20 protein-coding genes are annotated in these 21624 nt (G+C 73.7%); 6 read left to right on the top strand and 14 right to left on the bottom strand.

Features of this window, described 5'->3' with window-relative positions; genetic code table 11:
* Position 1 precedes the first annotated feature (1 nt).
* The 6 genes from JQT67_RS10905 to JQT67_RS10880 all read right to left on the bottom strand — a co-directional run bounded on the left by JQT67_RS10905 (position 2) and on the right by JQT67_RS10880 (position 5656).
* The gene (locus JQT67_RS10905) at positions 2-1378 is read right to left on the bottom strand and encodes an LCP family protein (protein ID WP_208064679.1); all 1377 of its coding nucleotides are present in this window, start codon (positions 1376-1378) and stop codon (positions 2-4) included.
* On the bottom strand, positions 1375-1878 hold the full coding sequence (gene purE / locus JQT67_RS10900; RefSeq protein ID WP_208064678.1) for a 5-(carboxyamino)imidazole ribonucleotide mutase: 504 nt from the start codon (positions 1876-1878) through the stop codon (positions 1375-1377). The genes JQT67_RS10905 and purE overlap by 4 nt, the downstream gene beginning before the upstream one ends.
* 90 nt (positions 1879-1968) lie before the next feature.
* Positions 1969-3090, bottom strand: coding sequence for a 5-(carboxyamino)imidazole ribonucleotide synthase (locus JQT67_RS10895; RefSeq protein WP_208064677.1), 1122 nt, complete (start codon positions 3088-3090; stop codon positions 1969-1971).
* A complete protein-coding gene (locus tag JQT67_RS10890; RefSeq protein WP_208064676.1) occupies positions 3087-4400 on the bottom strand; it encodes a UDP-glucose/GDP-mannose dehydrogenase family protein in 1314 nt (437 codons plus the stop codon). The genes JQT67_RS10895 and JQT67_RS10890 overlap by 4 nt, the downstream gene beginning before the upstream one ends.
* 30 nt (positions 4401-4430) lie before the next feature.
* Positions 4431-4880 carry a PH domain-containing protein gene (locus JQT67_RS10885; RefSeq protein ID WP_158316696.1) on the bottom strand — a complete coding sequence of 150 codons (450 nt, stop codon included), beginning with the start codon at positions 4878-4880 and terminating at the stop codon, positions 4431-4433.
* A 50-nt stretch (positions 4881-4930) separates the two neighbouring features.
* The gene (locus tag JQT67_RS10880) at positions 4931-5656 is read right to left on the bottom strand and encodes a biotin--[acetyl-CoA-carboxylase] ligase (protein ID WP_208064675.1); all 726 of its coding nucleotides are present in this window, start codon (positions 5654-5656) and stop codon (positions 4931-4933) included.
* Positions 5657-5772: 116 nt separating this feature from the next.
* On the opposite strand from JQT67_RS10880, the gene JQT67_RS10875 reads away from it, so the two are divergent.
* Positions 5773-7374: an acyl-CoA carboxylase subunit beta gene (locus tag JQT67_RS10875; protein WP_021064923.1), complete on the top strand. Its 1602-nt coding sequence runs from the start codon at positions 5773-5775 to the stop codon at positions 7372-7374.
* On the top strand, positions 7371-7568 hold the full coding sequence (locus JQT67_RS10870; protein WP_021009925.1) for an acyl-CoA carboxylase subunit epsilon: 198 nt from the start codon (positions 7371-7373) through the stop codon (positions 7566-7568). The genes JQT67_RS10875 and JQT67_RS10870 overlap by 4 nt, the downstream gene beginning before the upstream one ends.
* Positions 7569-7575: 7 nt before the next feature.
* On the opposite strand, the gene JQT67_RS10865 is transcribed toward JQT67_RS10870, so the two are convergent.
* The gene (locus tag JQT67_RS10865) at positions 7576-9684 is read right to left on the bottom strand and encodes an acyltransferase family protein (RefSeq protein ID WP_208064674.1); all 2109 of its coding nucleotides are present in this window, start codon (positions 9682-9684) and stop codon (positions 7576-7578) included.
* A gap of 118 nt (positions 9685-9802) precedes the next feature.
* On the opposite strand from JQT67_RS10865, the gene JQT67_RS10860 reads away from it, so the two are divergent.
* Together JQT67_RS10860 and JQT67_RS10855 are read left to right on the top strand one after the other, a co-directional pair.
* A complete protein-coding gene (locus tag JQT67_RS10860; protein ID WP_021009923.1) occupies positions 9803-10765 on the top strand; it encodes a DNA topoisomerase IB in 963 nt (320 codons plus the stop codon).
* Between the two features lie 34 nt (positions 10766-10799).
* Positions 10800-11939, top strand: coding sequence for an FAD-dependent monooxygenase (locus JQT67_RS10855; RefSeq protein WP_208064673.1), 1140 nt, complete (start codon positions 10800-10802; stop codon positions 11937-11939).
* Here JQT67_RS10855 and JQT67_RS10850 read toward each other — a convergent pair whose 3' ends face one another.
* The 3 genes from JQT67_RS10850 to JQT67_RS10840 all read right to left on the bottom strand — a co-directional run bounded on the left by JQT67_RS10850 (position 11940) and on the right by JQT67_RS10840 (position 14779).
* The gene (locus JQT67_RS10850) at positions 11940-12392 is read right to left on the bottom strand and encodes a hypothetical protein (protein ID WP_208064672.1); all 453 of its coding nucleotides are present in this window, start codon (positions 12390-12392) and stop codon (positions 11940-11942) included. It lies immediately after the preceding gene.
* 138 nt (positions 12393-12530) lie between these two features.
* A complete protein-coding gene (locus tag JQT67_RS10845; protein ID WP_208064671.1) occupies positions 12531-13793 on the bottom strand; it encodes a class I SAM-dependent RNA methyltransferase in 1263 nt (420 codons plus the stop codon).
* Between the two features lie 35 nt (positions 13794-13828).
* Positions 13829-14779, bottom strand: coding sequence for an L-lactate dehydrogenase (locus JQT67_RS10840; protein WP_208064670.1), 951 nt, complete (start codon positions 14777-14779; stop codon positions 13829-13831).
* 80 nt (positions 14780-14859) lie between these two features.
* Between JQT67_RS10840 and JQT67_RS10835 the strand changes: the two genes are divergently transcribed.
* Together JQT67_RS10835 and JQT67_RS10830 are read left to right on the top strand one after the other, a co-directional pair.
* Positions 14860-15492, top strand: a complete 633-nt coding sequence (locus tag JQT67_RS10835; RefSeq protein WP_307864309.1) for a nucleoside triphosphate pyrophosphatase — start codon at positions 14860-14862, stop codon at positions 15490-15492.
* Positions 15493-15577: 85 nt separating this feature from the next.
* A complete protein-coding gene (locus JQT67_RS10830; protein ID WP_144061017.1) occupies positions 15578-16318 on the top strand; it encodes a hypothetical protein in 741 nt (246 codons plus the stop codon).
* Positions 16319-16322: 4 nt separating this feature from the next.
* On the opposite strand, the gene JQT67_RS10825 is transcribed toward JQT67_RS10830, so the two are convergent.
* Genes JQT67_RS10825 through JQT67_RS10810 form a run of 4 tightly spaced genes read right to left on the bottom strand, consistent with a single transcriptional unit; the run spans position 16323 to position 21585 of the window.
* Positions 16323-18377, bottom strand: coding sequence for an ABC transporter ATP-binding protein (locus JQT67_RS10825; protein WP_208064668.1), 2055 nt, complete (start codon positions 18375-18377; stop codon positions 16323-16325).
* Between the two features lies 1 nt (position 18378).
* Positions 18379-20103, bottom strand: coding sequence for an ABC transporter ATP-binding protein (locus tag JQT67_RS10820; RefSeq protein WP_208064667.1), 1725 nt, complete (start codon positions 20101-20103; stop codon positions 18379-18381).
* Between the two features lie 3 nt (positions 20104-20106).
* Positions 20107-20730, bottom strand: a complete 624-nt coding sequence (locus JQT67_RS10815) for a TetR/AcrR family transcriptional regulator (protein WP_307864308.1) — start codon at positions 20728-20730, stop codon at positions 20107-20109.
* A gap of 45 nt (positions 20731-20775) precedes the next feature.
* Entirely contained in the window at positions 20776-21585 is an 810-nt protein-coding gene (locus JQT67_RS10810) for a hypothetical protein (protein ID WP_208064666.1), read from the bottom strand.
* Between the last annotated feature and the right edge of the window lie 39 nt (positions 21586-21624).

Genomic DNA, 21624 nt, shown 5'->3' with positions numbered 1-21624 from the left:
GCTACGGCTCGGTCGAGCCGACCGGACCCTCCGTCGCCGGTACGACGGCGTCCGCTTGCGCGAGGGCATCCCGCACCATCGCGTGGATCGCCTCGAAGTCCGGGTCTCCGGTGTTCACCTGCGGCGGCACGAGCTCGAGGTTCGTGATCGGCAGGTCCCGCGTCTTGAGCGCGAGCTCCGACAGCGAGCCGATCATCGCCTGCGGGATGTCGGACTGCACCATGTCGCGCCCTGCGCCCGCGAGCTCGGTGTACTTCGTCAGGAGCGTCTGCGGCGTGAACTCCCGGATGAGCGCCTCCTGGACCTGCCGCTGCCGCTCCATCCGCGCGTAGTCGCTCGACCCCGCACGGCTGCGCGCGTACCAGAGCGTGTCGTGGCCGTCGAGCGTCTGCTCGCCGACCTCGATCCAGTCGCGCACCGGCTCGCCCTCGATCGCGATCGGCACGCGCTCGGTCACGTCGAGCCGCAGCCCGCCGAGGGCGTCGACGAGATCCTCGAAGCCGTGCATGTCGACGAGCACGAAGAACTGCAGCTCGAGCCCCGTGACACCCTCGACCGCGTCGCGCGTCGCCTCGATGCCGGGGCTCGAACCCTGTGCGGCGGCGTCAGGGTAGAGCTCCGGGTGCGCCTCCCCGTAGGTGTACGTGCCGTTGAGCAAGCAGTCGCTCGAGGTGCAGTCGAAGCCGTCCGGCCACGGTCCCCACATCGGCGAGCCTTCCGAGAAGGGCACGTTGCGCAGGTTGCGAGGCACGCCGATCATCGCCGCCGCACCCGTCTCCGCGTTGACCGTCACGACGGTCATCGAGTCGGCGCGCAGCCCGACGCGATCGTCGCCCGCGTCGCCGCCGAGCAGCAGGAAGGTGTAGCGGCCGTCGATGGGCGCGACGCTCGGGCGCGCGAAGTCGAACACGGTCCCGACGAGGCCGCGCGTCGCGTCGACGACGCTCGCGCCGTAGCCCGCGAGCGCAGCGGGCGCGACGGTCGCGAGCACCGCGACGGCCGCGATCGCGGCTCGCGCTCCCCCGTGCACCTTGCGGAGCCGGGCGAGTCGCAGCGTGTCGAAGCCGAGCACGAGCCAGAGCACCGCATATGCGATGAGCAGCGCCTCGACGACGAGCAGGCCGATCGAGTTGCCGATGAGCGTCAGGAGCGCCGAGCGCCACGCGAACCACAGGATCGCGCCGAGCGCGAGCAGGGCGACGAGCGCGAGCGTCGCGACGATCCCGATGCGGCCGAGGCGCCGGTTGCCGGCGAGCACCTGGGCGCTGCCGGGGAGCACGAAGCCGAGCAGCACGAGCCACCAGCCGCGCCGCTCCATGACCTCCGGGCGACGCGCGTCGGGGTCGCGGATCGAGGTGGCTGCCTGCAGCAGCGTCATGCGCTCGCGTCCACGCGGCCGCGGAGGGCCGCGGCCTTCTCGCCCACCTGTCGCTCGAGGTCGTCGGCGAAGGCGTCGAGGCGCTCGGCGAGCGCGGCGTCGGTGGTGCCGAGGATGCGCGCGGCGAGGATGCCCGCGTTGCGGGCGCCGCCGATCGAGACGGTCGCGACGGGGATGCCGGCGGGCATCTGCACGATCGAGAGCAGGCTGTCGAGGCCGTCGAGCCGCTCGAGCGGCACCGGCACGCCGATGACGGGCAAGCGCGTCATCGACGCGACCATGCCGGGCAGGTGCGCCGCGCCGCCCGCGCCCGCGATGATGACGCGCACGCCGCGGTCCGCGGCGCCGCGCGCGAACTCGACCATCTTGTCGGGCGTGCGGTGCGCCGAGACGACATCCACCTCGGAGGGGACGCCGAGCTCGTCGAGCACGGCCTTCGCCGCCTCCATGACCCGCCAGTCGGAGTCCGATCCCATGATGATGCTGACCTGCGAACGCATGGGCTCCAGGGTACGCACGCTCGCCATGGACGGCCTATCGCCTCGCCGCCCCGACGCATCCGCCGCCGGAGACCCGTTTGATGCCGAGCCTCAGGCGTCGAAGTGCGCGGCGGCCGCGCGCGCCCGGTAGGCGACCTCGTCGAGGTCGTCGCCGATCGCGGTGACGTGGCCGACCTTGCGGCCCGGCCTCGTCGCCTTCGCGTAGGAGTGCACCTTGACGTCCGGATGCGCGTGGAGCGCCGTGCGGTAGCGGTCGGTCATCGAGCCCGACGCGGGCCCCCCGATGACGTTGATCATGACGCTCGCGGGCGCGAGCAGGGCGGTCGAGCCGAGCGGCAGGTCGAGCACCGCGCGGAGGTGCTGCTCGAACTGGCTCGTGATCGAGCCGTCGATCGTCCAGTGGCCCGAGTTGTGGGGCCGCATCGCGAGCTCGTTGACGAGCACGCGCCCGTCGCTCGTCTCGAACAGCTCGACCGCGAGCACGCCCGTGACGCCGAGCCCGTCGGCGATGCCGCGCGCGATGTCGTCGACGAGCGGCTGGATGCGCTCGGCGTGCCGGGCGGGAGCGAGCACCTCGGCGCAGATGGAGTCGCGCTGCACGGTCTGCACGAGCGGCCACACGAGCGTCTCGCCCGAGGGACGGCGCGCGACGAGCTGCGCGAGCTCGCGCGAGAAGGGCACGAGCTCCTCGACGAGCAGCCGGGGGCCGCCCGCCGCCGCTCCGTCGAGCCAGTCGTCGGCCTCGGCCGCGGCGCGCACGACGCGCACGCCCTTGCCGTCGTAGCCGCCCGTCGCGGTCTTCACGACGCCGACGCCACCGTGGTCGGCGAGGAAGCGCTCGAGGTCGGCGCGGGAGTCGACGGGGGCCCAGTCGGGCTGCGGCGCGCCGAGCTCGGCCATGCGCTCGCGCATGGCGCGCTTGTCCTGCGCGAAGCGCAGCGCGTCGGGCCCGGGGTGCACGCGATGCCCCGCGTCGACGAGCGCGCGCAGCACGTCCTGCGGCACGTGCTCGTGGTCGAACGTCACGACGTCGACGCCCTCCGCGAAGGCGAGCACGATCTCGGCGTCGCGGTAGTCGCCGACCGCGCTCGCCGCGAGCGCGGCCGACATGCCATCGGCCTCGGCGAGCACGCGCAGCTCGATGCCGAGCTCCACCGCCGCCGGGATCATCATGCGGGCCAGCTGCCCGCCGCCCACCACGCCCACGATCATGCTGGCTGCACCTCCGGCTTGCCGAGCCCGACGACGCGGAAGCCGGCGGCGGACCACCGGGCGGCGTCGAGCGTGTTGCGCCCGTCGACGACGACGCGCGCTTGGGTCCACTGGGCGACCTCGACGGGGTCGAGCTCGCGGAAGTCTCTCCACTCGGTGCCGAGCGCGAGCACGTCGGCGCCCCGCACCGCGTCGGCGACGGAGCCGGCGATCTCGAGCGAGGGCAGGACGCGGCCGGCGGTCTCGCGCGCCTGCGGGTCGAAGCCGATGACGGATCGGCCCGCGCGCTGCAGGTGGCGGCAGACGTCGAGCGCGGGAGAATCGCGGACGTCGTCGCTGTCGGGCTTGAACGCGAGCCCGAGCATCGCGACGCGGTCGCCGCCGACGGCGTCGAGCTCGCGCTCGATGAGCGCTGCCATGCGGTCGCGGCGGCGCAGGTTGATGCGGTCGACCTCGCCGAGGAACGCGAGCGTGTCGGCGTGCCCGAGCTCGCTCGCGCGAGCCTGGAACGCGCGGATGTCCTTCGGCAGGCAGCCGCCGCCGAAACCGAGGCCCGCGTTGAGGAAGCGTCGGCCGATGCGCGCGTCGAGGCCGATCGCGTCTGCGAGCAGCGTCACGTCGGCGCCGACCGTCTCGGCGAGCTCGGCCATGGCGTTGATGAACGAGATCTTGGTGGCGAGGAACGCGTTCGCGCTCACCTTCACGAGCTCGGCCGTCGCGAAGTCGAGCACGAGCCGCTCGGTGCCGCGCTCGAGCACCGAGGCGTACACCGCGTCGAGGCGCTCGACCGCCGCGTCGTCGCCCGGCTCGACGCCGTAGACGAGCCGGTCCGGCGCGAGCGTGTCCTGCACGGCGAAGCCCTCGCGCAGGAACTCGGGATTCCAGGCGAGGCGCGCCCCCGTCGGCCGCACGACCTCGGCGAGCCGCGCCGCGGTGCCGACCGGCACGGTCGACTTGCCGACCACGAGCATGCCGGCGCCGAGGTGCGGCTCGAGCGACGCGATCGCCGCGTCGACGAAGGCGAGGTCGGCGGCGTCGGAGCCGGGCAGCTGCGGCGTGCCGACGGCGATGAAGACGACGTCGCTCCCGGCGGCCTCTGCGACGTCGGTCGTGAAGCGGAGGCGACCGGCCCCGACACCCGCGCGCAGCAGCTCGGGGAGCCCCGGCTCGAAGAACGGCGGCTCGCCGCGCCCGAGCCGCTCGACCTTCGACGCGTCGACGTCGACGCCCACGGTGTCGAAGCCGAGCGAGGCCATCGCGGCGGCGTGCACCGCGCCCAGGTAGCCGCAGCCGATCACGGCGATCTTCATGGAGCTCCTCGTCATCTCGTCAGCGGCGGGTCACGCCGCGTCGACCCGGTCGGGCTCCGCGAAGCCCCGCGCACCCAGCAGCTCCGACAGCGTGCGCTGCACGAGCGATGCGCTCGGCACGTCGGCGAGCACGACCGCGCGGTCGCCCCCGGTCGAGAGCAGCACGTCGCCGGCGCCGAAGAGCGCCTGCAGCCCGCGCCGCCGCACGGTCACGTCGTGCACGCGCGAGAGCATCGTCTCGCGGCGCGTGCCGCCGAAGCCGCTGCGGATGATGACGCGCTCGGTCGTGAACACGAAGCCGCGCGAGAGCCAGGCGAGCGTCGGCACGATCGTGAGCAGCGCGACCACGATGCCCGCGACGGTGAGCACCGCGACGTTCCAGAGCGGCCAGTCGACGCGGTCGACGAGCAGGGTCGAGAGCCCGACGCACGCCCACAGCACGAGCACGGGCACGACGAGCACGCGACCATGCGGTCGCATGCGCGCGATCACTCGCTCGTCGCCGGCTTGCACGCGACGATTCTCCCCCATCACCGCACGTGCACGACGTCGCCTGCCCGCACGTCGACGATCCCGTCGCCGGTGTCGACCTGCAGCTCGCCGTCCGCGCCGAGGCCCACGGCGCGCCCGCGCAGCTCGCCGGAGGGCAGCGCCACGCGCACGTCGCGGCCGATCGTCGCGAGCTCCGCCGCGATCGCGACGCGCAGCCGCTCGGTGCCGAGCGCCGGCAGCAGGCCGTCGAGCGAGCGCAGCACGTGGCACAGGACGGCGTCGGCGAGCACCGGCGCGGTCCCCTCGGCTCCCTCGAGGGTCAGCGACGTCGCGTGCTCGGTGGGCAGCTCATCGCGCGAGAGCGTGAGGTTGACGCCGAAGCCGACCGCGACGCCCGTCCGCCGCCGCTCGCACAGGATGCCAGCGACCTTGCGCCCCTCGATGAGCACGTCGTTCGGCCACTTGATCGACGCGCGGTCGGCGACGAGCGTGTCGAGCGCGTCGGCGAGCGCGAGGCCGGCCGCGAGCGGCAGCCACCCGATCTGCTGCTCGCGCAGGCGCTTCGTGCGCACGAGCACGGTCGCGGCGAGGCACTTGCCTGCCGGCGAGACCCACTCGCGTCCGAGCCGACCGCGGCCGGCGCGCTGGTCGAGCGTCGCCCACGTCGTGAGGTGCTCGGCGCGCTCGTCGACCGCGTCGAACGTCGAGCCGACCGTGCCGAGCTCGATCACGCTCGCGGCCCGCGCTGCACCGGGGAAGAGCATGGTCCCAGCCTATGCGGCCGAGCGGCTCCGCATGGAGACGATCGCCACCGAAGTGCGCCGGCGCGCTGTGGGAGTCCACAAAGGCCTGGCATGCGCGCCCGTCTAGAGTGGCATCCGTGACCCACGAGACGCCGGCTTCGAACGACCTCACGACGACCGCCGCGCGGATCGAGGATCTCCGCCGCCGCCACGGCGAGGCGGTGGTCGACAAGGAGGCCAGGGCCAAGGAGCGCCAGGGCGCGAAGGGCAAGAAGACCGCGCGCGAGCGCATCGAGCAGTTCGTCGACCCGGGCTCGTTCGTCGAGTTCGACGCCTACGTGCGCCACCGCACGACCGCGTTCGGGATGGACGGCAACCGGCCCTACGGCGATGCCGTCGTGACCGGCATCGGCACCGTCCACGGCCGCCGGGTCGCGGTCTACTCGCAGGACTTCACGACCTTCGGCGGCTCGCTCGGCGAGGTCGCTGGCGAGAAGATCATCAAGATCCAGGACTACGCGATGAAGGTGGGCGTCCCGATCGTCGGCATGCTCGACTCGGGCGGCGCGCGCATCCAGGAGGGCGTCGTCGCCCTCGGCAAGTACGGCGAGATCTTCAAGCGCAACACCGCCGCATCCGGAGTCATCCCGCAGATCTCGATCGTGATGGGCCCTGCGGCCGGCGGCGCCGTCTACTCCCCCGCGCTCACCGACTTCGTCGTCATGGTCGACAAGTCGAGCCACATGTTCGTCACAGGCCCCGACGTCATCAAGACCGTCACGGGCGAGGAGGTCGGCTTCGAGGAGCTCGGCGGCGGCCGCACCCACAACACCGTCTCGGGCGTGAGCCACTACCTCGCCGCCGACGAGGACGACGCCCTCGACTACGTGCGCGCGCTGCTCGCCTACCTGCCCGACAACAACCAGTCGGAGGTGCCCGCCTACGACCACACCGCCGAGCGGGTCGTCAACGACACCGACCGCCGCCTCGACACGATCATCCCCGACTCCCCGAACCAGCCCTACGACGTGCTCGGGATCATCGAGACGATCATGGACGACCGCGAGTTCCTCGAGGTGCAGCCGCTCTACGCGCCCAACATCGTCATCGGCTTCGGTCGGCTCGAGGGCCGCACGATCGGCGTGATCGCGAACCAGCCGAACCAGATGGCCGGCACCCTCAACATCGAGGCGGGCGAGAAGGCTGCGCGCTTCGTGCGCTTCTGCGACTCGTTCTCCATCCCGATCCTCACGGTCGTCGACGTGCCCGGCTACCTGCCCGGCACCGACCAGGAGTGGTCGGGCGTCATCCGCCGTGGCGCGAAGCTGCTCTACGCCTACGCCGAGGCGACCGTGCCGATGGTGACGGTCATCACGCGCAAGGCGTACGGCGGCGCGTACATCGTCATGGGGTCGAAGCAGCTCGGCGCCGACGTCAACATCGCGTGGCCCTCGGCCGAGATCGCGGTGATGGGAGGGCAGGGCGCCGTCAACATCCTCTACCGCAACGAGATCAAGCAGGCGGAGGCCGACGGGCACGACGTGGCGGAGGTGCGGTCGCGGCTCGCGAGCGAGTACACCTACAACGTGGCCTCGCCGTTCCTCGCAGCCGAGCGCGGTGAGCTCGACGGCATCATCGAGCCCGCCGAGACCCGCGTCATGGTGACGCGCGCCTTCCGCGCGCTGCGCACGAAGCGCGTGCACCGGCCCGAGAAGAAGCACGGGAACATCCCGCTGTGAACGACGCATCCGAGCCGGTCATGGTCGTCGTCGCGGGCTCGCCGACGCCCGAGGAGCAGGCCGCCGTCGAGGCGGCGCTCACCGGGATGGCGGCGGAGTGGGCCGAGACGAAGCACCGGCGGGTGCTCGACCGCGAGAGCGAGTGGCAGTCGAAGTCCCGGCTCCCCGACGGCCGGCGCTGGCAGCAGGACTGACGGGCGCTCAGCCGCCCGAGGCGCTGCCCGGCACCGTCGACTCGGGCAGCCCGGTCGCTCCCTCCTGCGTCGCGCGCACGCGCGGCAGCAGCGCATCCTCGAGCAGCGCGACGCGCTGCACCGCGCCGGGCGCGCTGATGTGGTGCGGGTCGGCCCACGTGTAGACGCCGCCCGCGATGAGCGGGCACGCGAGGCGCTCGACGTCGCAGTACCAGCCGAGCGTGTCGACGAGGTCGCCGCCGCCGGCCGCGATCGTCTCGACCATGCGCTCGTGGCGCCGCAGCTCCTCGTCGCCGAGGGGCGCGATGCACGTCGTGAGGTCGTCGTCGGTCGCGACCGCGTCGAGGCACTCCTGCATCTCGGCGAACGGCGGCGCGCTGTCGAGCCACACGGAGCGCACGCCGAGCGCGTCGAGCTGCCGCATGAGGTCGAGCGTTCCCTCGGCGAGCCGCCGCCCGACGTCGACGCCGAGGTGGCGGTAGCCGTCGCCCACCCACCACGCGCCGTAGGTGATCACGACGAGGTCGGGCCTGCGCTCCGCGGCGAGCTCGAGCACGAGCGCGATGTGCGCCTTGCACGCAGCGGCCTCGTCGCCGAGCTCGCGCGCGACGACCGGCGCGCTCGAGAACGGGCACATCTCGCGGCCGAGCAGCTGCACGTCGGCGTGGCCCGCGAGGGCCGCGCGCACGCCGGGCGCGAGCGCGACCGCTTGCGAGTCGCCGACGAGCCACGCCTCCCGGCCGTGCGTCGCGGGCGGCGCGGGGTACCGGCACGCGTCGAGCTCGAGCTCGTCGACCGTCGAGCACTCGTCGACGAGCCACTCCGACGACTGGCCCGCCTCCCCCGAGACGGCCCCGCGCATCGGTGCCGTCGGCTTCGACACCGATTGCGCGACCCACTCCTGCAGCTGCGCGGGCGACTCGGGCTGGGGCGCCGCAGCCGCCTGGGCCGCGATCGCCCGCTCCTGGATGCCCGGCGCGATCGCGATCGCCACGGCCGCCGCGGTCGCGACCGCCGGCAGCAGCGGCACGAGCCGCGGCACCGATCGCGACTCGCGCGGACGCGGCCGGCTCGCGAGCGCGATGAGCCTCGTCGAGCCCCACGCGAGCGCGATCGAGAGCACGAGCACGAGGGCGCCCGGCAGGAGCCCGACGCCGTCGCCCTGCGCCGGGTCGAGCGCGACGAGCCCCTTCAGCACCGGCCAGTGCCAGAGGTAGAGCCCGTAGGAGATGCCGCCGAGCCATACGAGCGGCCGCCAGGAGAGCAGGCGGCCCACGGGCCCCGAGTCCGCGCCGTGTCCGGCGAGCAGCACGAGCAGCGCGCCGGTCACGGGCCACAGCGTCACCGCACCGGGCTGCGCGAAGTGCTGCGGCAGCATGCCTGCGGTGAGCACGAGGGCGATGCCGACGACGGCCATGATCGCGCGCGCGAGGGGCGCGAGGGGGATGCGCGTGAGCACGAGGGCCGCGAACCCGCCGAGCGCGAGCTCCCAGGACCTGGCGAGCGTGTCGTAGTAGGCGGGCACGGGATCGATCGCGATCTGCTGGTTGGCGTAGGCGAACGACGCGACGGCGGCGACGCCGAGCAGGGCGCCTGCGATCGAGCGCGCCCGCCGGGCAGCGCCGTCGCCGAGCGCGAAGGCGAGGAGCCCGATGAGCACGATGCACAGCGCCGTCCACTGCCCCTGCACGCTCATGGCCCAGAAGTGCTGGAGCTCGGACTTCGCGAGGCCCGCGCCGAGGTAGTCGGTCGCCGTCGACGCGAGCCGCTCGTTCATGCGGTACGTCGCCGCCGCCGAGATGTCGTGCGCGACGCGGTTGAGCAGCAGCGGCCCCGAGGCGACGAGCGCGATCGAGCCCGCCACGACGAGCACGATGCCCGCCATCGGGAAGAGCCGCTTCGCCTGCCGCCAGAGCGCCGCGATGATGCCGACCCGGCCGCTGCGCTCGATCTCGCCGATGAGGCTCGACGCGAGCAGGAAGCCGCCGATCGCGAAGAAGACGTCGACGCCGCCCGAGACGTTGCCGAACCAGATGTGCGAGGTCGCCACGAGCAGCGACGCGAGCGCGCGCAGACCCTGCAGGTCGTGGCGCCGGGGCGTCGTGGGTGCTGTCATCGTGGGCCGATCCGCCGCGGCACTCGCCCGGCATCCGACCGGCCATCGTAGCGTCGCGCCCCGCGTGCGTCCCGGGCAGCGGGCGGATTCCCAGGTTGCGCGTCGCTAGCATCCCGCTATGGCGAGGCTGCGCAGGGCGAAGCCCGGCACGGATGCGGGCATCCGGCGCCGTCGATCGGGGCGCGGCTGGGCGTACGTGCACGACAACGGCCGGAGGGTCTCGGCGGAGGACCGCGAGCGGGCGGAGTCGCTCGCCGTGCCGCCGGCCTGGACCGACGTGTGGATCGCCGCCGACCCCCGCGCGCACATCCAGGCGATCGGCGTCGACGACGCGGGCCGCACGCAGTACCGCTACCACCCCGAGTGGCGCGAGCGCCGCGACCGGGTCAAGCACGAGCGGGCGCTCGACCTCGCCGAGTCGCTGCCCGCGATGCGACGCCGGGTCACGCGCGACCTTGCGCTCGAGGGCCTGCCGCGCGAGCGCGTGCTCGCGGCGGCGCTCCGCATGCTCGACGCCGTCGCGATCCGCGCGGGCGGCGACGCGTACGCCGAGGAGCGCGGCACGCGCGGGCTCATGACCCTGCTGTGCCGGCACGCGAAGGTGACGGGCGACGCGGTGCGGCTGCGCTTCCCCGCGAAGTCCGGCCAGCGCTTCGACGTGACGATCGAGGACCCGGCGCTCGCGCGCTGCGTCGAGGAGCTGCTGACGCGGCGCTCGGGCCGCTCGCGGCTGCTCGCGTGGCGCGACGACGAGGGCGCGCACGCGCTGCGCGACGCCGACCTCAACGCGGCGGTGCGGGAGGCGACCGGCGGGGAGTTCACGGCGAAGGACTTCCGCACCCTGCACGGCACCCTCGTCGCGGCCGAGTCGCTCGCGCAGGCGCGCGACGTCGCCACGAAGACCGCGCGCGACCGGGCCATCCGGGAGGCGATCAAGGCCGTCTCGGAGGCGCTCGGCAACACACCCTCGGTCGCGAAGTCGAGCTACATCGACCCGGAGGTCTTCGCGCGCTTCGAGCAGGGCGCGACGATGGGGCTGAAGGGCTCGCGCGAGCGGGCGCTGCTCGACCTGCTGCGCTGAGCCCGCTCACCGCTCCAGGCGGTACCGTCTGCAGATGCACGCGATCGTCTCCGGAGCCGGCGTCGCCGGGCTCGCCCTCGCGGGCCGGCTCGCGCTCGACGGCTGGAGCGTCGACGTGCTCGAGCGGGCTCCCGCGCCGCGCCGCGCCGGCTACCTCATCGACTTCTTCGGCCTCGGCTTCGACGCCGCCGATCGCCTCGGCGTGCTGCCGGCGCTGCGCGAGCGCGCCGAGTCCTACCCCGAGGTGCGCGCGGTCGACGCCACGGGGCGCGTGCGCTCGCGGCTGCCGATCTCCGTCGTCGAGCAGGCGGCGGGCGGCCGCTACCTGACCATCCTGCGGCCGCAGATCATCGAGGCCCTCCTCGCCGCGCTCCCCGACGGCGTGCGGATGCGCTGGGGCGCGCAGATCGAGACGGTGCACGACGAGGGCGGTCGCGTGAGCGCGCTGCTCTCGAGTGGCGAGCGGCTCGAGGGCGACGTGCTCGTCGGCGCGGACGGCGTCCGCTCGCGCGTGCGGCAGCTCGCGTGGGGGCCGCACGAGCGCTTCGTGCGGCCGGTGGGCGACCTCATCGCCGCCGCGTGGACGGGCGACGACCCCGAGCTCGCGGCCGACCTCGGCGGCCGCGTCGCGATGCAGGTCGAGCTCGACCGGCAGCTCGTCGTCGCGCCGCTCGGCACGACGGGCGTGACCGGCTTCGCGGTGCTGCGCGGCGTGGCCGAGCGCGACGCGCGCGCGGCCGTCGTCGACATGGGCGTGCTCGGCCGGCGCGCCGTGCGCAGCGCGACCGAGCCCTACCTCGACCGGGTCGCGCAGACGGTCGTCGAGCCGTGGGTGCGGGGCCGCATCGTGCTGCTCGGCGACGCGGCGGGCGCCGTCTCGCTGCTCGCCGGCCAGGGCGCCTCGATGGCGATCGCGGGCGCCGAGCGGCTCGCGGAGGAGCTTGCGTTCGCGCGGCACGCCACGGACGTCTCGCGCGGGCTCGCCGCCTTCGAGCGCGAGTGGCGACCGGTCCTCGAGCGCGAGCAGGCGCGCGGCCGGCGGCTGGCCGGCGCCTTCGCCCCGCATTCGCGCATCGAGCTCGAGGCGCAGCGCGCGATGTGGCGCGCGACGGCGATCCCCGGCGTCGCGCACGTCGTGGCGCGCGCAGCGGGCGGCGTCGCGAAGGGCGGCTGACTACGCGTCGTCGTGGTCGAGCGCGTACTGCCGCTGCCACGACTCGGGCCGCGGGATGCCGAGCCCGTAGAGGTAGCGGATGAGCTGCCCGTGGTGCTGCGTCTCGTGCTCGAGCAGCGCGAGCGCGAAGCGCAGGTCGTCATCGGAGCGCAGCTCGCCGAGCCAGGCCGCGACGTCGGCGGCGGTCTGCTCGAAGGCCGCGCGCACCGTCGGCGCATCCGTCATCTCCCACTCCTCGAGCGGGCCGCCGAAGCCCTGCCACGAGCCGGCTCGGGCGGCGCGCGGGTAGCTCTCGCGAGCGCCGAGCACGCACCAGAGCTGCCCCGCGATCGTGCTCGACGGGAGCCCCGGGAGGCGTGAGCCGAGCTGCTCGGGCGAGAGCCCGTCGAGGAGCTCGAGGTAGAGCAGGTTCGCGCGCTCGAAGCGGCTCGCGAGGACGTCGTCGAAGGCCATGCCGGATGCTACTGCGCCCGGCGGCGCAGAGTGTCGGCACTCTGCTGTTCCCCGGCCCGCGAATCGCAGAGTGTCGGCACTCGGCGATGGGGCTACCGGCGGAAGGACGCCGACGCCCGCCCGGGCGTCGGGAATCGCTCAGCGGCGGAAGGACGCCACCGCCTCGACGTGGTGGGTGTGCGGGAACAGGTCGAACGCCTCGAGCGAGTCGAGGCTCCAGCCGCGCTCGGCGAGCAGCTTCGCATCGCGCGCGAGCGCGACCGGGTCGCACGCGACGTAGACGATCTGCGCCGGCTCGAGCGCGACGAGCTGCTCGACGACCTCGCGGCCCGCGCCCGCGCGCGGCGGGTCGAGCACGACGACGCCGCGCGAGAGCCGCTCGCGCTCCGCCTTGCTCGCGCGCTTCGCGAGCTCGCGCAGCCAGCGGTCGACGCGGCCCGTCTCGGCACTCGCGCCGAGCCACTCCGCGAGGTTCTCGCTCGCGTGGTCGGTCGCGACCTCGTCGGCCTCGACGCTCGTGACGCGCGTCCGCTCGCCCAGCACCTCGGCGATCGTCGCCGCGAACAGCCCGACGCCGCCGTAGAGGTCGAGCGACCAGCCCGCCGCGTCGACCGCGTCGGCGTCGATCGCGCGACGCACCGCATCCGTCAGCACGCCGGGCGCCTCGCGGTGCACCTGCCAGAAGCCCGAGCGGTCGAGCTCGAACTCGCGCCCGCCGACCGTCTCGACGATCGTGTCGGTGCGGCCTCGCTCGGGCGCGCCCTCCATCGCGATGACGTCGACCTCGTCGCCGTGCTGCACGTAGTCGACGGCGGTGACGCCCGGCAGTCGCTGGTCGAGCTGGGCCGAGAGGCGGATGCCCTCGGTCGCGAGCGGCAGGTCGGCCACCGGCACGACCTCGTGGCTGCGGGGCGCGAACGGGCCCTGGCGGCCGCGGTCGTCGACGTGGAGCCGCACGCGCGTGCGCCAGCCGAGGCCGCCGCGCTCGTCGTCGCCGGGCGCCGCCGCGACCGGCACTTCGCGCGTCATGCCGCCGGTGCGCTCGAGCGCGTCCTCGATGACGCGCTGCTTGAGCTCGCGCTGCCGCGGGAGCGCGATGTGGCCGAACTCGGCGCCGCCGGCCCGCTCGAGCGGAGCGCGGTCGATGGATGCCTCGTCCCACACGTGCGGGACGCGGTCGGGCGACGCCGACACGACCTCGAGCGCCACCGCGGTCGCGAACGACTTCTTCACCTCGACGACCTGCGCGCGCACCGTCTCACCGGGCATCGTGTCGGGCACGAACACGACCCGCCCGCGCTCATCGGAGTCGATGCGGTGGCGGCCGACGAATCGGCCTCCGTGCGCGACGTTGTCGATCGTCAGCTCGACGATCCGGCCCTCTGCGATGTCCTGCGGCATGGCTCCATCCTCCCGCATCCTCGCGGCAGGACGGCTCAGTCGAGCGAGCGCAGCGTGCTCGCGATCGCCTCGGCGCTGCGCTCGAGCGCCGCGCGCTCCGCATCCTCCATCGGCACCTCGAGCACGCGCTCGACCCCGCCGCGGCCGAGCACCGACGGCAGCGAGAGCGCGACATCGCGAAGCCCGAGCTCCCCCCGCAGCACGCTCGAGACGGGCAGCACCGCCCGCTCGTCGCGCAGGATGGCCTCGACGATGCGGGCGGTCGAGACGCCGATCGCGCTCGAGGTCGCGCCCTTGCCCTCGATGATGCGGTAGGCGGCGTGCATGACCTCGTCGGCGATGCGGTCGAGCTCCGCTCGCGGGAAGCGCAGCTCGCCGTCCTCGCGCCACTCGCGCACGAGCACCGGGCCGATCTTCGCGCGCGACCAGAGCGGGAACTCGCTGTCGCCGTGCTCGCCGACGATGAGCGCGTGCACGCTGCGCGGGTGCACCCCGACGAGCTCCGACAGGCGCCAGCGCAGCCGCGACGTGTCGAGGACCGTCCCCGACGAGAGCACCCGCGCGCTGTCGAGGCCGCTCTCGCGCTGGGCGACGACGGTGAGCACGTCGCACGGGTTCGTCACGATGAGCAGGATGGCGTCGGGCGCGTGCTCGCGGATGCCCGGCACGAGCGCGCGCACGATGTCGGCGTTGCGGGCGGCGAGCGCGAGCCGCGGCTCGCCGGCGCGCTGCTTGGCACCCGCGGTGATGACGACCACGTCGCTGGCCGCGATGACGCCGAGGTCGGTGCCGCCCTCGATGCGCTTCGCGGCGAGGAACGGCATGGCGTGGGCGAGGTCGAGCACCTCCGCCTCGACCTTCGCCGACGCGACGTCGTGGAGCGCGACGACGTCGGCCGAGCCGCGGATGAGCGCCGCGTAGGCGATCGCGACGCCCACGCCGCCCGCGCCGATGATGGACAGCTTCGTGGGTCGGCTCTGCTCCATGGCTCGACGCTATGCGAGCCGGCGCGCAGCCGCCACCGCGGCGTCAGCGGCCGCCGAGCCGCCGATGCGAGGATCGAGCCGTGCAGCTCATCCTCGCCTCCGCCTCCCCCGCCCGGCTCGCCCTCCTGCGCCAAGCGGGCATCGAGCCGATCGTGCGCCCGACCGACCTCGACGAGGAGCTGCTCATCGCGGCGCACGAGGCCGATCACGGGCCGCTCGCGCCCGAGCGCTACGTGCTCGTGCTCGCCCGCGCGAAGGCCGAGGCGCTGCTCGACGAGGATCCGCTCGACGACTTCGACGGGCTCGTGCTGGGCGGCGACTCCTCGCTCAAGCTCGACGGCGCGATGCTCGGCAAGCCGCACACCCCCGAGCGCGCGCGCGAGCGCTGGCTCGCGCAGCGCGGCCGCTCGGCGACCCTGCACTCGGGGCACTGGCTGCTGCGCGTGCGCTTCGGCGAGGTGATCGGATCGACGGGCACGGCGACGGCGACGCGCATCGACTTCGCCAGCGACATCGACGAGGCGGAGATCGACGCCTACGTCGCGACCGGCGAGCCGCTCGAGGTCGCGGGCGCGTTCACGATCGACGGCCGCGGGGCCGCGTTCATCGACCGCATCGACGGCGACCCGTCGACGGTCGTGGGCATGAGCATCCCGGCGCTCCGGCGCCTCGCGCGCGAGCTCGGCGTCGCGTGGCCGACGCTCACCGCCTGAGCCGGCGAGCATCCGCGGACCGCACTCTGCGATCTCGCAGGCTGAGCGCCTAGCGTCGCGGATCCGGCATCGAGGAGGGACGAGCGTGGTGGATCGAGCGATGTGGGTGTGGATGCACGAGGCCGCGCCGCCGGACCCGGCCGCGGTCGCGGCGCTCGCGGTGCAGCAGCGCGTGACCGAGGCGTTCGTGAGCGTGCCGTGGGGCGGGCCGACGCCCGCGACGCACGACCAGGTCGCGGCGCTGCGCGGCGCGGGCGTGCGCGTCTCGGCCCTCGGCGGCGACCCCTCGTGGACCACGGGCGCCGACGCGGTGACGTGGATGCAGCGGGCGACCGCGGCGTTCCTCTTCCAGGGCGTGCACCTCGACGTCGAGCCGTGGACCCGCCGCGATTGGGCCGGGCGCGAGCGCGAGCTGCTCGACGGCCTCGCGCGCACCGTGCGGGACGTCGCGGCGCGCACCGACCTGCCGGTCGAGGTCGACCTCTCGCCGTGGCTCGCCGAAGCGCATCCGCGCCAGTTCGGCGACATCGTCGCGCGCGCCGACGCCGTGACGCTCATGGCCTACCGCGACCGCGCGGCCGACATCCTCGCGTCGAGCGCGGCCGCGCGGCGTGCGATCGCCGGCGCCCGCAAGCCCTACCGGGTGGGCGTCGAGACGGGTCCCGTCGGCGACCCGGAGCCGAGCGCGGGGCAGACGTTCGCCGACGACGGCCGCACCGTGCTCGAGCGCGAGCTCGCCGCCGTGACCGGGAGCCTCGCGGGCGATGCTCGCTTCGCGGGCGTGGCGATCCACGACTTCGAGGCCTGGCGCGCGCTGCAGCCGTGACCGGCTACGTCGACTGCTGGGTCGGCACCGCGCCCGTCTCGGCGAGCCCGGCATCCGCCTCGAGATCGATCGCCGCTTGCTCGAACTGCGCGTTGAGCAGCCGCCAGTACGCGCCGCGCGCCGCGACGAGCTCGTCGTGCGTGCCCTGCTCGACGATCGAGCCCTGCTCCATCACGAGGATGAGGTCGGCGTCGCGGATGGTCGAGAGCCGGTGCGCGATGACGAACGACGTGCGATCGGTGCGGAGCGCCGCCATCGCGTGCTGCAGCAGCAGCTCGGTGCGCGTGTCGACCGACGACGTGGCCTCGTCGAGGATGAGCACGCTCGGCTGCGCGAGGAACGCGCGCGCGATCGTGACGAGCTGCTTCTCGCCCGCCGAGAGGTTGGTCGCGTCCTCGTCGATGACGGTGTCGTAGCCCTCGGGCAGCGCGTGCACGAAGCGGTCGACGTACGTCGCGCGCGCGGCCGCGAGGATCTGCTCCTCCGTCGCGTCCGGTCGACCGTAGGCGATGTTGTCGCGGATCGTGCCGCCGAAGAGCCACGTGTCCTGCAGCACCATCCCCGTCTGCGAGCGGAGCGCATCCCTCGTCATCGTGCGCGTGTCGACGCCGTCGAGCAGGATGCGGCCGCCGTCGACCTCGTAGAAGCGCATGAGCAAGTTGACGAGGGTCGTCTTGCCCGCTCCGGTCGGGCCGACGATCGCGACCGTCTGGCCCGGCTCGACCTCGAGCGAGAGGTCGTCGATGAGCGGCTTGTCGGGCGAGTACGAGAAGCGCACGCGCTCGAACGAGACGCGGCCCGAGCCGGGGGCGGGCGTCGCGCCGCCCTCGTCGGGCTCCTCCTCCTCGGCGTCGAGCAGCTCGAAGACGCGCTCGGCGCTCGCGACGCCCGACTGCACCATCGTGACGGTCTGGCCGATCTGGCCGAGGTTCTGCGAGAACTGCTGCGAGTACTGGATGAAGGCCTGCACGTCGCCGACGAGGATCTGGCCTGCCGCGACGAAGAGCCCGCCCGCGACCGCGACGAGCACGTAGCCGATGTTGCCGACGAAGGTCATGAGCGGGAAGACGAGCCCGGAGATGAACTGCGCCTTGAACGCCGCGTCGAAGACGCCGTCGTTCTCCTCCTTGAAGCGTGCCCGCACGGCCTGCTCGCGACCGAAGACCTTGACGAGCGCGTGGCCGGTGAAGGCCTCCTCGACGATCGCGTTCATGCGGCCCGTGCGGCGCCACTGCTCCTTGAACAGGCCCTGCGCCGGACCCATCACGGCGCCGAGGATGATGCCCGTGAGCGGCACCGCGATGAGCGCGATGAGCGCGAGCCACACGTTGATCGTCAGCATCATGACGAGCACGCCGACGACGCTCAGCAGCCCCGTGACGATCTGCGACATCGTCTGCGAGACGGTCTGCGAGACGTTGTCGAGGTCGTTCGTCACGCGCGAGAGGAGCTCGCCGCGCTGCGTGCGGTCGTAGTACGCGAGCGGGAGACGGTGCACCTTCTCCTCGACGTCGCGCCGCAGCCCCTGCACCGTGCGCTGCACGACCCGGTTGACGACGAAGCCCTGCAGCCACTGGAAGAGGCTTCCGGCGAGGTAGACGGCGAGCACGACGAGCAGGATGCCGCCGAGCCGCTCGAAGTCGATGCCCGCGCCGGGCACGAGGTCGGGCATGCGCTCGATCATGTTGGCGAAGTCGTCCTGGCCGCCGGCGCGGAGCCCCTCGACGACCTGCGCCTGCGTCGCGCCGGGCGGCATCTGCCGCTGCACGAGCCCCTGCACGATGACGTTCGTCGCCTCGCCGAGGATGCGCGGGCCGAGCACCACGAGCACGACGCCGATCGAGCCGAGCGCGAACACGAGCGCGAGCAGCCAGCGGTAGGGGTGCATGAGGCGCAGCAGGCGCAGCGCCGAGGCGCCGAACGACTTCGCCTTGCCGGGCGGCGGCTCCCAGTCACCCGCGCCGATGCGCGCGGCCTCAGCCTGCTCGGCCTCGAGCCGCTCCTCCTCGGTGAGCTCGGGCTCCGGCTTCGCCGGTCGCTCCTTCTTCACGCGTGCCATCTCAGGCCTCCACTGCCATCTGCGACTCGACGATCTCGCGGTACGTGTCGTTGCCCGCGAGCAGCTCCTCGTGCGTGCCCGAGCCCACGACCCGGCCGCGCTCGAGCACGACGATCCGGTCGGCGTCGACGATCGTCGAGACCCGCTGGGCGACGACGATCTGGGTGGTCTCGCCCACCGCGTCCCGCAGCGCCGACCGCAGGCGCGCATCCGTCGTGAGGTCGAGCGCCGAGAACGAGTCGTCGAAGACGAGCACGGCGGGCTCGGCGACGAGGGCGCGGGCGATCGAGAGCCGCTGGCGCTGGCCGCCCGAGACGTTGGTGCCGCCTTGCGCGATGCGCGAATCGAGCTGCTTGGGCATCTGCTGCACGAAGCCCGCCGCTTGCGCGATCTCGAGCGCTCGCCACAGCTGCTCGTCGGTCGCGTCCTCGTTGCCGTAGCGGAGGTTCGAGGCGACCGTGCCGGCGAAGAGGTAGGGGCGCTGCGGCACGAGCGCGATGCCGCGCCAGAGCGCCTCGGCGTCGAGCTCGCGCACGTCGACGCCGCCGACGAGCACCGCGCCGGCCGTCGCGTCGAAGAGCCGCCGGATGAGGTTCACGAGCGTCGTCTTGCCCGAGCCGGTCGCGCCGATGATCGCGAGCGTCTCGCCGGGCTCGGCGCGCAGGCTCACGCCGTCGATGACGGGGTGCTCGGCGCCCGGGTAGCGGAAGACGACGTCGCGCAGCTCGACCGTGCCGGGCGAGGCCTGCTCGCGGCCGTCGACGACGCGCGCGATCGTCGGCTCGGTCTCGAGCACCTCGCCGATGCGGCGGGCGGAGACCGCCGCTCTCGGGATCATGATCGTCATGAAGGTGGCCATGAGCACGCCCATGAGGATCTGCATGAGGTACTGCAGGAAGGCCATCATCGTGCCGATCTCGAGCTCGCCCTGATCGACGAGTCCGGCGCCGAACCAGATGACCGCGACGCTCGAGACCTCGACGATGAGCATGATGACCGGGAACATCAGCACGAAGAGGTTGCCCGTGCGGATCATCGCGTCGGTGACGTCGTCGTTCGCGACGGCGAAGCGCGCCTTCTCGCGCCGCTCCTGCACGAAGGCGCGGATGACGCGGATGCCCGTGAGCTGCTCGCGCAGCACCTTGTTGATGCGGTCGATGCGCTCCTGCAGCTGCCGGAAGATCGGCACGAGGCGAGAGACGAGGAAGCCGAGCACGACGAGCATGAGCGGCACCGAGACCGCGATGAGCCACGAGAGGGTCGCATCCGCGCGGATCGCCATGATGACGCCGCCGATCGCCATCATCGGCGCCGAGAGCAGCATCGTGCACGACATGAGGATGAGCATCTGCACCTGCTGCACGTCGTTCGTGTTGCGGGTGATGAGGCTCGCGGCGCCGAAGCGCTGCACGTCCTGCTCGCTGAAGTCGCCGACCTTGCCGAAGAGGTCGGCGCGCAGGTCGCGGCCGGCGCGCATCGCGAGGCGCGCGCCGAAGAGGATGGCGAGCACGTTCGCGGCCACCTGCCCGAGGCTCAGCGCGAGCATGAGCACGCCGAGCCGCCAGACGGTGCCGGTGTCACCGCGCAGCACGCCCTCGTCGATGATGTCGGCGTTGATCGTCGGCAGCATGAGCGTGAGCACCGACTGCGCGAACTGGAACAGCACGACGAGCAGGAGCGACAGCATCGACGGCCGCACGTAGCGGACGATGAGCTTCCACAGCATGGGTCAGGCCTCCACGGGCTCGAGGGCGGATGCGTCGGGTCGGCGCTCGGGGTCGGCACCGGCACGGGGCTCGTCACCGGGGGCGGCGACGATGCCGTGCAGGAGCACCTGCATGATGTCGTCGACCGATGACACGGGCTCGTCGTCGCCCCAGCTCGCGGCGGCGGCCCACGCGAGCGTGCGCAGGACGTCGGCCGCGACGATCGGCGAGACGCGCAGCTCCCGCTCGAAGGGCTCGAAGCGCGCGGCGATGCAGCGCTTCGAGCGCTCGAAGTCGTCACGCCGCTCGGCGACGACGCGCTGGGCGATGGGACCGAGCGCCAGCACGAGCCCGTACATGAACCGCATCCGCTCGACGAGCACCGGCACGAGCGCCGCGACGAGCTCGGCGACCGACTCGGCGCGCAGCTCGAGATCGGGCTCGGCGTCGGTCATGTGGCGCTCGACGAGCGCGGCGAGCAGCGACTCCTTGTCGCCGAACGCCTTGAAGAGCGTGCCCTCCGCGACGCCCGCCGCGTCGGCGAGCTGGCGCGAGGTGACCGCGGCGCCGTGCTCGAGCACGGCCGGCGTCACGGCGTCGAGGATCTGCGCGCGCCGGTCGTCGGCGCTCAAGCGGGGCGGGGGCACGGCGCCCAGCGTAGATGAGTGAGCACTCACTCACAAGCGCGGTCCTCAGATGCCGGGGCGGCGCCTCCGGTCGCGCTGCCACGCCTCGGCGGAGCGGGCGATCGCGCCTTGCGCGGTCTCGAGCAGCTCCTGGGCGAGCGCGCTCCAGTCGGTGGTCGTCGACGCACTCGGCGCCCGCTCCCCCGCGCCGCGGCGCGCGTCGTGCTCGGCGGCGTCGAACGCGTGGGTCGCGCGCCGCACGGCGTCGCGGTAGGCGGCGAAGTCGGCGGGCGCCATGCGGGTGTCGAGGCTCGCGGGGCGCAGCTCGAGCGCGAGCCGCTGCTCGCGCAGGAACTCCTGCAGCGCGGGGCTCGACGCGTCGCTCATCGCCGGGTAGTCGATGGCCTTCGCCGCGTCGGTCTCGTAGGCGATCCAACGCGCTGTGAGGCGGTCGTGCTCGTCGCGCAGCCGCGCGAGCGGCATCGCCTCGAGCGGGGCGCGGCTCGCGGGCAGGGTCGCGCGCGCCGCCTGCACCGACGCGCGCCGGGCCTTGAGGTCGGCGGCCGCGACCTTGACCGCGCGCTCCGCCGCCTGCACGCGGCGCTTCGACTCGAGCACCGCGCCGAGGCCCACGCGGCCGGCGGACTGCTCGGCCTGCGTCCGCAGCAGCTCGGCGCGCGCGACCTTGAGGTCCGCGCGCGATCGCGTCACGGCATCCGTCGCCTGCCGCACGTCGTGCATCGCGGCGTCGAGCTCGAGCCGCCGCCCGGCCGGGCGGCCGCGTCGCGCGCCGATGACGCCGAGGGCGCCCGCTCCCGCGCCGGCGGGGGCGATCCACCACCACTCGGCCACGAGCGCCAGCACGACGGGGTCCACGCGTCCATGCTAGGCGCGCCGGGCCGCCCCGCACAGGGC

The sequence above is a fragment of the Agrococcus sp. TF02-05 genome, from assembly GCF_017565345.1.
Classification (GTDB): Bacteria; Actinomycetota; Actinomycetes; order Actinomycetales; family Microbacteriaceae; genus Agrococcus; species Agrococcus pavilionensis.
The sequence above is the reverse complement of the archived record's forward strand: the minus strand, read 5'-3'. Positions and strand labels throughout refer to the sequence as shown.

What these genes read in the sequence shown, in the direction of transcription:
- JQT67_RS10905 (WP_208064679.1), bottom strand. Translation starts at nt 1,378, where the DNA reads ATGACGCTGCTGCAGGCAGCCACCTCGATCCGCGACCCCGACGCGCGT.
- purE (WP_208064678.1), bottom strand. Translation starts at nt 1,878, where the DNA reads ATGCGTTCGCAGGTCAGCATCATCATGGGATCGGACTCCGACTGGCGG.
- JQT67_RS10895 (WP_208064677.1), bottom strand. Translation starts at nt 3,090, where the DNA reads ATGATCGTGGGCGTGGTGGGCGGCGGGCAGCTGGCCCGCATGATGATC.
- JQT67_RS10890 (WP_208064676.1), bottom strand. Translation starts at nt 4,400, where the DNA reads ATGAAGATCGCCGTGATCGGCTGCGGCTACCTGGGCGCGGTGCACGCC.
- JQT67_RS10885 (WP_158316696.1), bottom strand. Translation starts at nt 4,880, where the DNA reads ATGCGACCGCATGGTCGCGTGCTCGTCGTGCCCGTGCTCGTGCTGTGG.
- JQT67_RS10880 (WP_208064675.1), bottom strand. Translation starts at nt 5,656, where the DNA reads ATGCTCTTCCCCGGTGCAGCGCGGGCCGCGAGCGTGATCGAGCTCGGC.
- JQT67_RS10865 (WP_208064674.1), bottom strand. Translation starts at nt 9,684, where the DNA reads ATGACAGCACCCACGACGCCCCGGCGCCACGACCTGCAGGGTCTGCGC.
- JQT67_RS10860 (WP_021009923.1), top strand. Translation starts at nt 9,803, where the DNA reads ATGGCGAGGCTGCGCAGGGCGAAGCCCGGCACGGATGCGGGCATCCGG.
- JQT67_RS10855 (WP_208064673.1), top strand. Translation starts at nt 10,800, where the DNA reads ATGCACGCGATCGTCTCCGGAGCCGGCGTCGCCGGGCTCGCCCTCGCG.
- JQT67_RS10850 (WP_208064672.1), bottom strand. Translation starts at nt 12,392, where the DNA reads ATGGCCTTCGACGACGTCCTCGCGAGCCGCTTCGAGCGCGCGAACCTG.
- JQT67_RS10845 (WP_208064671.1), bottom strand. Translation starts at nt 13,793, where the DNA reads ATGCCGCAGGACATCGCAGAGGGCCGGATCGTCGAGCTGACGATCGAC.
- JQT67_RS10840 (WP_208064670.1), bottom strand. Translation starts at nt 14,779, where the DNA reads ATGGAGCAGAGCCGACCCACGAAGCTGTCCATCATCGGCGCGGGCGGC.
- JQT67_RS10825 (WP_208064668.1), bottom strand. Translation starts at nt 18,377, where the DNA reads ATGGCACGCGTGAAGAAGGAGCGACCGGCGAAGCCGGAGCCCGAGCTC.
- JQT67_RS10820 (WP_208064667.1), bottom strand. Translation starts at nt 20,103, where the DNA reads ATGCTGTGGAAGCTCATCGTCCGCTACGTGCGGCCGTCGATGCTGTCG.